Origin of the sequence: Pararhizobium arenae, from assembly GCF_001931685.1 — a bacterium.
Taxonomy (GTDB): Bacteria; Pseudomonadota; Alphaproteobacteria; order Rhizobiales; family Rhizobiaceae; genus Pararhizobium; species Pararhizobium arenae.
Window position 1 is genome coordinate 69,021 of the sequence record NZ_MOOY01000001.1, and the last position, 12,863, is coordinate 81,883.

Annotated in this window: 14 protein-coding genes and 3 tRNA genes; 11 read left to right on the top strand and 6 right to left on the bottom strand. The window is 59.8% G+C overall.

The window, feature by feature from the left end; genetic code table 11:
• Positions 1 to 3 precede the first annotated feature (3 nt).
• Positions 4 to 459: a MarR family winged helix-turn-helix transcriptional regulator gene (locus BLX89_RS00335; protein WP_075289201.1), complete on the bottom strand. Its 456-nt coding sequence runs from the start codon at positions 457 to 459 to the stop codon at positions 4 to 6.
• Positions 460 to 664: 205 nt separating this feature from the next.
• Between BLX89_RS00335 and BLX89_RS00340 the strand changes: the two genes are divergently transcribed.
• Genes BLX89_RS00340 through BLX89_RS00350 form a run of 3 tightly spaced genes read left to right on the top strand, consistent with a single transcriptional unit; the run spans position 665 to position 5,867 of the window.
• Positions 665 to 1,945 carry a metallophosphoesterase family protein gene (locus tag BLX89_RS00340; RefSeq protein ID WP_075288684.1) on the top strand — a complete coding sequence of 427 codons (1,281 nt, stop codon included), beginning with the start codon at positions 665 to 667 and terminating at the stop codon, positions 1,943 to 1,945.
• Positions 1,945 to 5,418 carry an ATP-binding protein gene (locus BLX89_RS00345; protein WP_075288685.1) on the top strand — a complete coding sequence of 1,158 codons (3,474 nt, stop codon included), beginning with the start codon at positions 1,945 to 1,947 and terminating at the stop codon, positions 5,416 to 5,418. The genes BLX89_RS00340 and BLX89_RS00345 overlap by 1 nt, the downstream gene beginning before the upstream one ends.
• Before the next feature lie 59 nt (positions 5,419 to 5,477).
• On the top strand, positions 5,478 to 5,867 hold the full coding sequence (locus tag BLX89_RS00350; RefSeq protein WP_075288686.1) for a CAP-Gly domain protein: 390 nt from the start codon (positions 5,478 to 5,480) through the stop codon (positions 5,865 to 5,867).
• Between the two features lie 16 nt (positions 5,868 to 5,883).
• On the opposite strand, the gene BLX89_RS00355 is transcribed toward BLX89_RS00350, so the two are convergent.
• On the bottom strand, positions 5,884 to 6,948 hold the full coding sequence (locus BLX89_RS00355) for a capsular polysaccharide export protein, LipB/KpsS family (protein ID WP_245292735.1): 1,065 nt from the start codon (positions 6,946 to 6,948) through the stop codon (positions 5,884 to 5,886).
• A gap of 321 nt (positions 6,949 to 7,269) precedes the next feature.
• Positions 7,270 to 7,345: transfer RNA gene (locus tag BLX89_RS00360), tRNA-Val, on the bottom strand.
• Positions 7,346 to 7,828: 483 nt separating this feature from the next.
• Here BLX89_RS00360 and BLX89_RS00365 point away from each other — a divergent pair.
• Both BLX89_RS00365 and BLX89_RS00370 read left to right on the top strand, forming a co-directional pair.
• Positions 7,829 to 7,905: transfer RNA gene (locus BLX89_RS00365), tRNA-Asp, on the top strand.
• Between the two features lie 51 nt (positions 7,906 to 7,956).
• Positions 7,957 to 8,033: transfer RNA gene (locus tag BLX89_RS00370), tRNA-Asp, on the top strand.
• 61 nt (positions 8,034 to 8,094) lie between these two features.
• Here BLX89_RS00370 and BLX89_RS00375 read toward each other — a convergent pair.
• From BLX89_RS00375 to BLX89_RS24550, 3 genes are all read right to left on the bottom strand, one after another.
• Positions 8,095 to 8,403 carry an antitoxin YezG family protein gene (locus BLX89_RS00375; protein WP_075288688.1) on the bottom strand — a complete coding sequence of 103 codons (309 nt, stop codon included), beginning with the start codon at positions 8,401 to 8,403 and terminating at the stop codon, positions 8,095 to 8,097.
• A gap of 200 nt (positions 8,404 to 8,603) precedes the next feature.
• Positions 8,604 to 8,831, bottom strand: coding sequence for a hypothetical protein (locus BLX89_RS00380; RefSeq protein WP_075288689.1), 228 nt, complete (start codon positions 8,829 to 8,831; stop codon positions 8,604 to 8,606).
• Positions 8,832 to 9,114: 283 nt separating this feature from the next.
• Positions 9,115 to 9,258: a hypothetical protein gene (locus tag BLX89_RS24550; RefSeq protein WP_158025923.1), complete on the bottom strand. Its 144-nt coding sequence runs from the start codon at positions 9,256 to 9,258 to the stop codon at positions 9,115 to 9,117.
• Between the two features lie 117 nt (positions 9,259 to 9,375).
• Here BLX89_RS24550 and BLX89_RS00385 point away from each other — a divergent pair, with 117 nt between their 5' ends.
• From BLX89_RS00385 to BLX89_RS00410, 6 genes are read left to right on the top strand one after another with little or no spacing between them, the layout of a single operon-like run.
• On the top strand, positions 9,376 to 9,741 hold the full coding sequence (locus tag BLX89_RS00385; RefSeq protein ID WP_075289202.1) for an NADH-quinone oxidoreductase subunit A: 366 nt from the start codon (positions 9,376 to 9,378) through the stop codon (positions 9,739 to 9,741).
• Positions 9,732 to 10,310 (top strand): NuoB/complex I 20 kDa subunit family protein, encoded by a 579-nt coding sequence (locus tag BLX89_RS00390; RefSeq protein WP_075288690.1) that lies wholly within the window; start codon positions 9,732 to 9,734, stop codon positions 10,308 to 10,310. Before BLX89_RS00385 ends, BLX89_RS00390 begins: the two co-directional genes overlap by 10 nt.
• 18 nt (positions 10,311 to 10,328) lie before the next feature.
• Positions 10,329 to 10,931 carry an NADH-quinone oxidoreductase subunit C gene (locus tag BLX89_RS00395; protein WP_075288691.1) on the top strand — a complete coding sequence of 201 codons (603 nt, stop codon included), beginning with the start codon at positions 10,329 to 10,331 and terminating at the stop codon, positions 10,929 to 10,931.
• Between the two features lie 37 nt (positions 10,932 to 10,968).
• Entirely contained in the window at positions 10,969 to 11,358 is a 390-nt protein-coding gene (locus tag BLX89_RS00400) for a four helix bundle protein (RefSeq protein ID WP_280950554.1), read from the top strand.
• 57 nt (positions 11,359 to 11,415) lie between these two features.
• Positions 11,416 to 12,606 (top strand): NADH-quinone oxidoreductase subunit D, encoded by a 1,191-nt coding sequence (locus BLX89_RS00405; protein ID WP_075288693.1) that lies wholly within the window; start codon positions 11,416 to 11,418, stop codon positions 12,604 to 12,606.
• Positions 12,606 to 12,863: a hypothetical protein gene (locus tag BLX89_RS00410; protein WP_075288694.1), complete on the top strand. Its 258-nt coding sequence runs from the start codon at positions 12,606 to 12,608 to the stop codon at positions 12,861 to 12,863. The genes BLX89_RS00405 and BLX89_RS00410 overlap by 1 nt, the downstream gene beginning before the upstream one ends.

Genomic DNA, 12,863 nt, shown 5'->3' on the forward strand with positions numbered 1-12,863 from the left:
GATTTAACCCTGACGTTCTTCCAAACGACGGTTCCGGATGTCGTCCACCCGATGCACGAGGGTGGTGACGATCGACTGCAACTGGTCGAGCTGCTTGTCGTCCAGCGACGAGAATATCTCTTCCAGCAGTTGCTGGCGGGGCATTTCGGCCGCTTCCAGCATATGGCGGCCCGTCTCGGTGATCGAGACGATCTTGGCGCGGCGATCGGCAGGATCCGGCTTGCGCTCGACCAGCTTGTCCCGCTCCAGCCCGTCGATCGCTTCGGTCACCGTGCGGGGTGCAAAATTCAGCGCGTCGGCGATATCCGTCGAGCGACAGGGGCCGAGCTTGCTCAGGAAGAACAGGAACTTGCTGCGGGCCAGCGAGACGCCTTCCTCGGTCATCGACTCGTTGATGAGCCTGTGAACGCGGTGATAGAGCTCGAACAGCTTTTCGGAGACTTCGCAGTGGGGTTTCATGGCATCCGGCGTGTGATAATGAGGTGCCATGTCAAATGGCGCTCTTCTTTTTAACGCAATGGTACAAAAATCCCTACGTCTTTTGATAGGCCACACGCGCTTTTGACGGTGGTCTTTGCGACCGTCCACAAGAGACGAGGATGAGGGCGGAGGCCGGCGCCTTTGCGCCATTGACCTTTGCAGCCGTGCCGGGCCATGGTCGGCCATGCCTTTCCGCTTTGTTCATACGGCCGATCTTCATCTCGATTCCCCTCTGCGCAGTCTCGCCCTGAAAAACGCGGAACTTGCGGAGCTTGTGCGCGGTGCCACCCGTTCGGCGCTGTCCGCCATCGTCGATCTCTGCATTGCCGAGGCCGTGGACGCTCTGCTGATCGCCGGCGATCTTTATGACGGGTCGCAGACGTCGATGAACACCGCGCTGTTTTTGTCTGCGGAGCTGAGAAGACTGGAGCAGGCGGGTATTCGCGTCTTCATCATCCGCGGCAACCACGACTCTCAATCCGCCATCAAGCGTGAGCTTTCGCTACCCGCCAACGTCCATCTGTTTTCCGGGCGAGTGAAATCTGTCCTGGCAAAAGTGCTGGAGAACGGCCGCGAGGTCTATATTCACGGCGTCGGCTTCGACAATCCGCATATGGCGGAAAGCCTGCTGCCATCCTTCGGCGCGCCGATGACGGATGCCGTCAATATCGGCATGCTTCATACCAGTCTCGCAGGGGCTCCGGGGCATGACCTCTATGCGCCCGCAAGCGTGGTCGATCTTATGTCCCACGGTTTCGATTACTGGGCGCTGGGGCATGTGCACCAGCGGCAGGTACACAGCGAAAAGCCGCTGATCGTCATGCCAGGCATGCCGCAGGGGCGCGACATCAACGAAGCCGGCGACAAGTCCGTGACACTGGTGAGCGTGGACGAGAGCGGCATTCTCAGCCACGAGGAGCGCCTGATTGGCGCTGCGGCTTTTCTGCGCCTGCCAGTCGATCTGGGGGGCGTTGACGAATGGCAGGACATGCTGGCGCGGGTGAAGGCGACCATGGCTGATGCACGCGGCGTCGTGCGCGCGCGCCAGATCATTCTACGGGTCGATCTGGCCGGCACCACGACACTCGCCTGGTCACTTCGGCGCGATCCGGAGTTCCTGGAAGCCGAAATCGCAAATGTCGCGGCCGGGTTTTCCGGGCTTTGGGTGGAAAAGGTCGAGCTTTCCTGCCGCAGCGGCGATCTTAATCCCTCTGTCTCGGCCGACCCTGTGCATGAACTGGCCGCGCTGGTCCGTGATGGCGTCCTCGGTTCGCACGCTTATCGTCACGAGGCGAAGGCTGTCGTGGAGGAACTTCTTTCTCAGCTGCCTCGCGAACTGCGCGAACAGATGGCTGGCGATGAGGAAGCTTTGGCCATCCTCGTCGACGATGTTTCGCGCGAAGGCAGCGACGACGTGCTCGCGCATCTTCAGGCGGGCACCGCAGAAGGCGGAGACGCGCGCTGATGCGGCTGAAGGCACTCGATCTCGTCCGTTACGGCAAGTTCACCGGCCGCCGTATCGATTTCGACGGATCCGAGGTTGGCAGACCTGATTTTCACATCATCTACGGGCCGAACGAGGCGGGTAAATCGACGCTGTTTTCCGCTTTCCTCGATCTCCTGTTCGGGATCGAACCGCGGAGCGCTTACGGGTTTCAGCACCCCTATTCGACCATGCGCATCGGTGGCTCGTTGGAGACGGCGGGCCGGACGCAGGATGTTTTTCGCGTCAAGCGAAACCAGAACACGCTTCTCGATCTCAATGACCAGCCATTGCCCGACACGCTTTTTGCGGCACCACTCGCGGGGATCGATCGTGCGGCCTACCAGATGATGTTCTCGCTTGATGACGAAAGCATCGAGCGCGGTGGCGAAGCGATCCTGAAGAGCGAGGGCGAGCTTGGAGCGCTCCTGTTTTCCGCAAGCTCGGGCTTGCCCGATAGCAGCGCCGTTCTCGCCCGTCTGCGGGCCGAGGCGGAGGCCTTTTACAAGCCGCAGGGGCGCAAGCATCGGCTGGCGGAGTTGAAGGCCGACCTTGAAACGCTGAAGGTGGAAAAAGCCGCAGCAGATACCAATGCCCGCGAGTTTGCCGCCCTTCGCAAAACGCGAGACCTTGCTGCCGAGCGCCACGAGGCCGCGCTGACCGCACGCGCCGATATTCAGGTGACGCTCGACCGGTTGAAAGCGCAGCGGGAAGCATTGCCTCTGCTGCAGCGGCTCAGGGCGGCACGCGGCAATCTCGCGTCCTTCGAAGCGCTGCCGGACGTGCCCGCGTCGTGGCATGAGATTTACCCGACCTTGCTTCGCGAAGAAGCCGATCATGCGGCCCGGCTTCAGCAACTGGACGGAGATGTAAGCCGTCGAGAGGTTGAGATCGCCGCCATCGCGGAAGATCACCCGGCCTTGCTCGTCGCCTCGGCTGTGGAGGACATCGAACGCTCGGGACTTGAGGCCCGCTATCGCACCGCCGTCTATGACATGCCCTCGCGTATCGACGAGCGCTCGAAGGTGGCGGCGGACATCTTGCTGAGGCTGCGTCAGCTTGGGGATGATGCGGAAGCGGCCGGCGAAGGCGGGGCGGTGATCTCTGCCGATACGATCGGTCGTATTCACGCGCTGTCGCAGGACCACGGAACGCTGGCGGAGAGACTGGCCGCCGCCGCGCGGGAACTGGACACGGCGCGCGAGGAGATGCGCGAGGTCGAGGAAAGATATCCGCTTGGTGGCGATGAAAACGATGACGAGATCGATCCTCAGCATCTTGCCGATCTTGTTCGCCGTTTGCACCGCGCGGACTGCCTGCAGCGCCAGCAGGCGGCGCGACGGGAGATTGCCGAATTGGAGGATGTACTGTCGGATCGGATGGCAGCCCTTCAGCCTTTCGCCGGGGATCTCGACTCGCTGTTGACGCTAACGGTTCCAACGGAAGCGGACATCGCGACGCTGCTTTCCGAAAAGGCTGGACTGGACGAGCGGCGGCAACGCCTTCTTGATCGCATGGCTGAAGAGGACATGCTGATTGCGGGAGAACAGGCGCGCCTTGACGCGCTTCAGCGGCTCGCGCCCCTGGCGAGCGATGAGGTCGCGTTTGGGCTGCGAAAGGCGCGTGACGACGCCTGGAGCGACCATATTCAAACGCTCAACGCGCAAAGCGCCGCGCGTTTCGAGACCGCGATGCGTCAGCACGACGAGGCTTCGAGCGCCCGGCTTGCCCAGTCGGAAGCCGTGGCACAGGCGCGCGGTCTTGCTCTTTCGCTGGCGGAGCGCACGGCAAAGCTTGCAGCCTTGAAAATGGAAATCGGCACGCTTGACGGGCAGAACGACGGCTGGAAGGCGAAGGTTGCGTCAATGGCCCGTGCCTGCGGCTTGCCGGAGCAAACGGATATTTCCCGGCTGGCGAACTGGTTGGTCGGCCGAAAGCTTGCACTTGAAACCCGCTCGGCCTTGCGTGCTGCCGCGCAGGAACTTGCCCTTGCCAAAGGCGAGGAAAAGGCGGCGCTTGAGCGGCTGTCGGAGGTGTTTGACGCGCTTAACGAGACCGAGGCGATGCCGGCCGATCTCGCCGGCGCGCTTGACCTTGCCGAACGGCGCGTGACGGCGCTCGAAAAGCGGGCCGCCGCCTACCGGGAGGCCAGACAAGCCCGGCAGCGGGTTTTCCGTACGCTTGAAGCGCGCGAAGCCGCACATGAGGTCGTCACGGACGAGATGGCGAACTGGGAAACAGCGTGGCGCGCGACACTGGCCGGGACCTGGCTTGCCAACCAAGCCGAACTTCGCTCGCCGATTCATCTGCGGCCGGTTCTGGCGCTTCTGCAGGAGATCGACAAGCTTATGCAGAAGAAGGCGGACCTGGAGCATCGTATCGAGGGCATGGCGAAAGACCAGCGCCAGTTCGCCGGTGCCGTCGGGGATATCGCAGCGCGATTGGGCATGGTGTCCGGTGGCGATCCGTTGGATAAATTCGAGGCCCTCAGCAATCGCCTGCTCGAAGCGAAACGGTGCGGCGATCTGGCGGCACGTCTCAGGCGCGAAAATGAAGAGCGCCGGGCGGAGCAGACGGAACTGATCGAAAAACAGGAGCGTCAACGGGCACAGGCCACCGCGATGCTTGATGTTCTCGGTTGCGATACACTGGTCGAGGCGGGGCCACGATTGGAGGCCGTAAAGCAGCGGGATGGCTTGCGCTTCAGGATCGCAGAAATCGAGGCTGATCTTTGCGCGCGGCTTGCGGTGGCCAATGTGGAGGAGGCCGAGCTTGCGCTTGCCGCTGTCGATGAGGCGGGGCTTGCCCATACGCTTGCCGAACAGCAGGCTCGTTTCGAGGAGGCTGATCGGGACGCGGGCAACCTGAATGCCGAGCGTCGGGAAGCAGAGCGCGTGCTGGCGCGGGTCGGCGGCGACGACGCGGCTGCGCATCTGGAAGAGCGCCGGCGCACGTTGCTGGCGGAGATGGAGGCGAGGGCGCTGTCCTATCTCAGGCTCCGCACGGGCATCCTTGCAAGCGAGACGGCGCTCCGGCTCTATCGCGAGCGCCATCGCAGCGCGATGATGCAGCGCGCCTCCGCAGCCTTCAGCACCGTGACGGGCGGAGAGTATGAGGGACTTGCGACACAGGCCGAGCAGGGCAAGGAGTTTCTGATCGCCATGCAGGCCGGCGGTGCGTCAAAGCTCGCGCGCGATCTTTCCAAGGGCACGCGCTTCCAGCTCTATCTCGCGCTGCGCATGGCCGGTTATCATGAGATCGCCTCGACCCGGGAAAGCCTGCCCTTCATCGCCGACGATATCATGGAGACGTTCGACGACCGCCGGGCCGGCCACGCGTTTGCCCTGATGGGCGAAATGGCGAAGGTCGGGCAGGTGATCTATCTGACCCATCACGAGCATCTTTGTGCTCTGGCTGAGGCCGCGTGCCCTGATGTGGTCATCCATCGGCTTTGACGATTGCGGGACCGGATGGTTGTCGTGCTATATGGCGGCACTGTTGCGGGAGAATGCGGATGTATGATTTTCATGTCGGACAGAAGGTTGTCTGCATCAACGACACCTTCAAGAACGTCTCGATCGACCAGGGTATCCGCAAGGGACAGGTCTATACGATCCGCTGGGTCGGTTCTTACCGTCACTATGTCGATGGCGATTTCATCGGCGTGAAGCTTGCTGAAATCCACCGCGGAAATGACGACGGGCCGGAAGGCTATGGTGCGGCCGATATGCCGTATCGCGCCACCCGATTTCGACCCTTGTTGCGCGATCGATTGTCTGCCCTGAGGGATAAGCTGATCAAAAAGCCGAACACGCGGAAGATCGAACCGCCCGCACGACCGCCGGTCCCCGATTTCGAAGAGCCGAAGCGCAAGGCTCCGGTGCGCGAAAAGGAAGATGTGTGAGGCCTGAAAGCGCGCCTCAGGCGGTGGCTTGCTGGCGCATGCGGTGAAGGATCTCCACCGCTTCCTCGAATTCGATACGCCCCAGCGAGGCCGGATCGTAGTAGCGAGGGTAGAGGATATAGGCGGCGGCGAAGATGTCGATAACATCCCGCCGTGCTGTTCTGCGCGGGCACGACTGGCGATCATCCGTGGCACCCCACCCCGCATAAAAGGGCATTCCGAGGCAGGTGACGGGTATGCCGCGCATCAAGGCCTCGAAACCCGCCAGCGACGTTATCGTATAGACCCGGTCGATGGTTTGAAACGCATCGGCGAGCGTCACATTGGTTTCCAGCACCTGGACGTTCCCGGCCAATCGTTCGCGGCTGAACCGGCTCGGCCGATGACCATGCATGATATCGGGATGCGGCTTGAAGATGATCTGCGCGCCGGGATTTTCGGCAACGGCAGCATCGATGAGGTCATTGTTATAGAAGAGGCGGTCGCATCCCTTCAGGATGGACATATCGTCATCGACCTGGCCGATGACGAGGATGCGAGGGCGGTCTTTGGGACCGTAGATCGTCTCGATCGCGGTATCGGTAGCGTTGTTATATTTGCTGAGGCGTGTTTCCAGGAGCCGGTGCAGGCCCTGCTCGGCTCTCCGCCGCAACGCGGTGTCTGCTGCAAAGTCATGATTCTGCAGATGCCATTCCAGCCGCGAGGGTGCCGTGGCGTCGAAATAGAGAACGGGACTGTCGAAGCAGAGGGACAGAGGCGGCGCATTGGTCGATCCGAGCTTCACCGATCTTAGAAAACCATCTTCCAGCCGAATGAGCGGAATGCCGTTGGCCTCACAAAAATCCTGTAGGAAGGCCGGGTGTTTATAACCCCAGACATAGACTTCCGCGTTGCGCGACAGCCTGAGCAGGGGTGCCCACAGGCTGCGGAACTCGAGTGCGGTGAAGGCGAATCGGCTGCGCTGGACGATGCGCCGGTCCGGCAGCCACGCGCCCAAGAGTTTTCGCCAGGGAGACATGCCGAAGACAAAGGCGAGGGGGCGCCCAGAATCAGTCGCAGCCATGTCTTTGCGGAAATTCACGTCCCGATCCCTGATAAACGCAAGGCTTCGCTATGACGGCTTTGCGTCGAAAAGTCGAGCCATCCCGGACATGCGGGGATGTGAAAGGACGGCCAGCGTGATCTCGCGGCAGCGGCGTGACGTCAATCGGCCACCCGACCCCGTTCTATAGATAACGGCAGTCGCGCCCTCGGCTGCTTCTGACAGACCAAGCCAAATCCGTCCAGTGGACTATCGGAAGAATGATATCTGCTCGGCAGGCATGTGTGCTGCGGGCAAACAATCGCCGATAGCGCACGATAAGCCGCCGGAGCCCATAAAGCAGCAATAAAGTGAGATAAATGGTGGGCGATGAGAGACTCGAACTCCCGACATCCTCGGTGTAAACGAGGCGCTCTACCAACTGAGCTAATCGCCCGCCGCGAGGTCAGAACCGATGTGTCTGCCGCGTCGATGGGCGTGATCTATGCGGATCGGACGGAAACCGCAAGAGCGTTTTCGTGATTTTTTCGACTTTTTTGCATTTCGGTCGGAAGGCTGCCAGGGACGGAAATTATACGTCCACATCGCGTTTATCTGCGCATCGCCCGGAAAATACCGGTCGGAAAGCGGCGCGGCATCCATGGCGCCACACTGCGGGGCGGAGAAATCATTCAGGGTCTCTGTGGAAAAGTCCGGCCGATTTTTGCACCCGTCCGATCGGTCTCGGGCACAGACCGGGTGGAGTGGAAAGGTCCGGTCGGGTGATCGTATGGGGCTGTGGAAACAATTTGTCGGCTGTCATGGTTTTGTCTCCAAACCTGCTTGACACTAAAAGACGAACCCCGTAGTTAGCCGCTCATCGAAACGGCACGCCGCTTCGACAAGGATGCGAAAGCATCCGGAATGCCTGAAGTGAAGTGCGGGTGTAGCTCAGTCGGTTAGAGTGCCGGCCTGTCACGCCGGAGGTCGCGGGTTCGAGCCCCGTCACTCGCGCCACTTTCAGGGCAAGCGTTTAAGGCGCAATTCCGGAGTTTGTATCCATAGTGCGCGGGTGTAGCTCAGTCGGTTAGAGTGCCGGCCTGTCACGCCGGAGGTCGCGGGTTCGAGCCCCGTCACTCGCGCCATTCATCTTCTCCTCCGTTTCTTGTCGGCCGTTTGTGAGAGCAGACGTTCGTATCGGATGTCTCAATCGAAGTGAACGGAATACTCTCCAGACCGCTTGAGCAAGAAGTGTGCCTTGGTCCATTCCTTGCCCGTGCTGCCTGCCATGATTCGCCGAAGATCGCGGATTGCCTTTGACACGGAGTGGTCGAGCTTTCTGACATCCAGATTTTCGGTGCTGTCGGTGTTGGTCCGGTAATCGGCCGTGAGGCCGACAGACCCATCGTCAACGTCGGCGTGCAGATGAATTTCGAGCCAATCGCCTTCAGGCAGCATCAGCAGGGCGTCGAAAACGTGATTGTAGATTTCGGCCGGAGAATCGAGCGTCGCCATTGTCTGCTCCGATGGCGGATGGTGCCTTTGTTGTCTTCAAGGAGAATCTAGGTCTCCAGGATGGCAACGCAACCCCGCTGAGGGTGCGCAAGCGTCCTGGATCGAAAAAATGGCCCGTGACGTCTTTTCGATGCCGGCGGCGGCCCAACCTCTGTCCAGAACGAAGAAGGGCCGCTTGAAAGTTCAGGCCCGAAAACGGTTCAGGAGTGAAGGATCTTTTCGATCTTGTAGGTCGACTCGGTGAATTGGTCGCAGAGTTCATACGTCCCTGTCTCTTCGACTTGGCGGCAAACGTAGTTCACGCGCGCTTCGTCGTAATCGAGCGCTTCGAGCAGCGTTTCGCGCAGGCCGATCGACGTCAGAAGGGCAGGCTTGCCGATCGCGTCACCCATCGAGAGGGTGTGGATGCGAATCGTTATGGGCATCATGGCAGTGGTCTCCTTCATGCTGAGGAGTAACGTCACGGTTGCAAACCGTCGATCGCTAGAATTGCCAGTGGCATCGACCGGAACGGGTGATTTGCAGCCATTTAAGAAGGGTCGCATTCGCCGCTTTCGCGAAGCTGACCGTGGCTTGAGAGGCGTGCGCGGGTGACTGGTATACGCATCTCAGGCGTGGCGCGAGTGTGGTTTTCGACGAGGGGCAACAGTGCGAGGCTCTGATTCTCCTAACGTCGATGGAACGCAGGTATACCGCTCACTTTTTCTTGACTCATATCATCCACTTTTGCAGTGCAGCAAAGATGCGAACTGCCTTTATTTGTTCATTTTTAGGGGTTTGCGCAGACTTGCCGGGGATGGTACGTTTTGCCGGGTTTTCATTACCTTGGCTTGAGGCGATGAAATCCTTTCTCAAGGCTTGCACCGGGGCTCCGGCTGCGATAACGACACCTGCGTTGCAACATATTTTTCGGCTTGCGGCTTTTTGGCTTTTGCGCTTCTCCAGCGCGCGCCGCAGGCAGGGACGGATACAATGACAGACCTTCTCGGCTCCTATATTCCGATCGCCATCTTCATCGGTATATCCCTCGTTATCGGCCTGGCGCTGCTGATCGCGCCGTTTGCCGTTGCCCACAAGGCGCCCGATTCCGAGAAGCTCTCGGCCTACGAATGCGGCTTCAACTCGTTCGACGATGCCCGCATGAAATTCGACATCCGGTTCTATCTGGTGTCGATCCTGTTCATTATCTTCGACCTTGAAGTTGCCTTCCTTTTTCCGTGGGCGGTTTCGTTCAAGGAAATGGGCTGGTTCGGCTTCTGGTCCATGATGGTCTTCCTTGGCGTTCTGACCATCGGCTTTATCTATGAATGGAAAAAGGGAGCACTCGAATGGGAGTAGCAACCACCACCCCGCTCGTTGCCCAGGCGCCGAAGGGGATCATCGATCCCTCGACCGGCAAGCCGATCGGCAGCAATGACAAGTTCTTCGGCGAGATCAACAACGAGCTCGCCGACAAGGGTTTTCTGGTCACCTCTACCGATGAGCTGATCAACTGGGCCCGTACCGGTTCGCTGATGTGGATGACGTTCGGTCTCGCCTGCTGCGCCGTCGAGATGATGCAGCTTTCGATGCCGCGTTACGACGTCGAGCGTTTCGGTTTTGCGCCGCGCGCTTCGCCGCGCCAGTCCGACGTCATGATCGTTGCCGGCACGCTGACCAACAAGATGGCGCCCGCTCTGCGCAAGGTCTACGACCAGATGCCCGAGCCGCGTTACGTCATCTCGATGGGCTCCTGCGCAAACGGCGGCGGCTATTATCATTATTCCTACTCGGTGGTTCGTGGTTGCGACCGCGTCGTGCCGGTAGACATTTACGTGCCGGGCTGTCCTCCCACGGCAGAAGCGCTGCTTTACGGCGTGCTGCTGCTGCAGAAGAAGATCCGCCGCACCGGCACGATCGAGCGCTAAGGGCAGGGGACCAGAACGATGAGTGAAGTCCTGAACGAGCTTTCCGGCTACATCCGCGAAATGCGGGGTGCGCTGGTATCCGACGCGGTGATTGCTTTCGGCGAGCTGACGCTGACGACGACCGCTGACAGCATTATCGAACTCCTGACCTTCCTGCGCGACGATCCCCGTTGCGGTTTCGTCAATTTCACCGATATCTGTGGTGTGGACTGGCCGCAGCGCGCCGAGCGCTTCGATGTCGTATACCACATGCTGTCGCCGAAGCAGAACCTGCGCATCCGTGTGAAGCTCGCGACCGGTGAAGATCAGCCGGTTCCGTCGGCTTGCTCCGTTTATCCGGGTGCCGACTGGTTCGAGCGTGAAGCCTACGACATGTACGGCATCCTGTTTACCGGCCATCCGGATCTGCGCCGCATTCTGACCGACTACGGTTTTGAAGGTTACCCGCTGCGCAAGGATTTCCCGACCACCGGTTTCGTGGAAGTGCGCTACGACGACGAAGTCAAGCGCGTCATTTATGAGCCCGTCGAATTGAAGCAGGAATTCCGGAACTTCGATTTTATGTCCCCATGGGAAGGCACGGACTACGTTCTGCCGGGTGACGAAAAAGCGAAGCAGTAAGTCGAGGCAATAGGTTTTAGGCAGTAGGCAATAGGAGATTTGGCAAACGGCGATTGATTCCTATCAGGATCTGAAGGTTTGGCAGCGGGCCATGGATCTTGCCGTTGAGTGTTACGATCTTACGAAAGTATTCCCGCGGGAAGAAATCTACGGGATGGTTTCACAGATAAGGCGGTCATCGGCATCTGTGGTGGCGAATATCGCAGAGGGTTATGGGCGTGAGGCCACTGGGGCTTATGTCCACCATCTGAAAATCGCTCAAGGATCACTGAAGGAATTGGAGACGCATTTACTGCTTTCGGCGCGTATAGGGCTCATTGATGCGGATCGAATTCGATCTGCGATGGTCTTGAGCGATGAAGCTGGAAAAATGCTGAGATCGTTGATCCGCCGACTGCAGGATGCACGAGATGAATATGAGAAGTGAAAACGACACTATTGCCTATTGCCTACTGGCTACTGCCTGCAATAGCGGAGCAATGCGATGAACGAACACAACGTCCGCAATTTCAACATCAACTTCGGACCTCAGCATCCGGCGGCGCACGGCGTTCTGCGTCTGGTGCTCGAGCTGGATGGCGAGCTGGTTGAGCGCGTCGATCCGCATATCGGCCTGCTTCACCGCGGTACCGAGAAGCTGATCGAGACGAAGACCTACCTGCAGGCCGTGCCCTATTTCGATCGCCTCGATTACGTGGCGCCGATGAACCAGGAGCATGCCTTCGCGCTGGCCGTCGAGAAGCTCACGGGCACCGAGGTTCCGATCCGCGGCCAGTTGATCCGCGTTCTCTACTCGGAAATCGGCCGTATCCTCTCGCACCTTCTGAACGTGACGACGCAGGCCATGGACGTTGGCGCGCTGACGCCGCCGCTCTGGGGTTTCGAAGAACGCGAAAAGCTGATGGTGTTCTATGAGCGCGCCTGTGGCGCCCGTATGCACGCCGCCTATTTCCGTCCGGGTGGCGTTCATCAGGACCTGCCGCATGAGCTGGTCGAGGATATCGGTAAGTGGATCGATCCGTTCCTGAAGACGGTCGATGACATCGATACGCTTCTGACAGGCAACCGCATCTTCAAACAGCGCAACGTCGATATCGGCGTCGTCAGCCTTGACGATGCCTGGGCCTGGGGCTTTTCGGGCGTGATGGTTCGTGGTTCCGGCGCTGCCTGGGACCTGCGCAAATCGCAGCCCTATGAATGCTACGCAGACATGGATTTCGACATTCCGATCGGCAAGAACGGCGACTGCTACGACCGTTACCTGATCCGCATGATCGAAATGCGCGAATCCGCCAAGATTATGCGCCAGTGCGTGAACCGCCTGCTGGGCGACGCGAAGGTCGGCCCGGTTTCGTCGCTCGACGGCAAGGTCGTTCCGCCGAAGCGTGGCGAGATGAAGCGTTCGATGGAAGCGCTGATCCACCACTTCAAGCTTTACACCGAGGGCTATCACGTGCCGGCGGGCGAGGCCTATGCAGCCGTTGAAGCGCCGAAGGGCGAATTTGGCGTCTACCTCGTCTCCGACGGCACCAACAAGCCTTACCGTTGCAAGATCCGCGCGCCGGGTTACGCGCATCTTCAGGCCATGGATTACATCTGTCGGGGTCACCAGCTGGCAGACGTCTCGGCGATCCTCGGCTCTCTGGATATCGTGTTCGGCGAGGTGGATCGCTGATGCGTCTTGTTGCCCTTTCGTTTCTCGGATTGCTGATCGCAGGTTCCGCTGTCGCCCAGGAAACGGGCGAGACGTCGGGTGATGTGAGCAGCAGTACGTCGGGAAGCGGCATGGGTGGCCTGCTTGCCAAGGGTTACGAAATCAGGGCGGCCGTGCAGAATGGCCAGCGCTACATCGTATTTTTGCAGAAAGAAAAATCGGCCTATGCCTGCGAGTTCGTCTCCCTGACGAAGTCGCGGTGTGGCTCGATTAACTGA

Coding starts and splice junctions, on each gene's coding strand:
- BLX89_RS00335 (WP_075289201.1), bottom strand. CDS start 459: ATGAAACCCCACTGCGAAGTCTCCGAAAAGCTGTTCGAGCTCTATCAC.
- BLX89_RS00340 (WP_075288684.1), top strand. CDS start 665: ATGCCTTTCCGCTTTGTTCATACGGCCGATCTTCATCTCGATTCCCCT.
- BLX89_RS00345 (WP_075288685.1), top strand. CDS start 1,945: ATGCGGCTGAAGGCACTCGATCTCGTCCGTTACGGCAAGTTCACCGGC.
- BLX89_RS00350 (WP_075288686.1), top strand. CDS start 5,478: ATGTATGATTTTCATGTCGGACAGAAGGTTGTCTGCATCAACGACACC.
- BLX89_RS00375 (WP_075288688.1), bottom strand. CDS start 8,403: ATGGCGACGCTCGATTCTCCGGCCGAAATCTACAATCACGTTTTCGAC.
- BLX89_RS00380 (WP_075288689.1), bottom strand. CDS start 8,831: ATGATGCCCATAACGATTCGCATCCACACCCTCTCGATGGGTGACGCG.
- BLX89_RS00385 (WP_075289202.1), top strand. CDS start 9,376: ATGACAGACCTTCTCGGCTCCTATATTCCGATCGCCATCTTCATCGGT.
- BLX89_RS00390 (WP_075288690.1), top strand. CDS start 9,732: ATGGGAGTAGCAACCACCACCCCGCTCGTTGCCCAGGCGCCGAAGGGG.
- BLX89_RS00395 (WP_075288691.1), top strand. CDS start 10,329: ATGAGTGAAGTCCTGAACGAGCTTTCCGGCTACATCCGCGAAATGCGG.
- BLX89_RS00405 (WP_075288693.1), top strand. CDS start 11,416: ATGAACGAACACAACGTCCGCAATTTCAACATCAACTTCGGACCTCAG.
- BLX89_RS00410 (WP_075288694.1), top strand. CDS start 12,606: ATGCGTCTTGTTGCCCTTTCGTTTCTCGGATTGCTGATCGCAGGTTCC.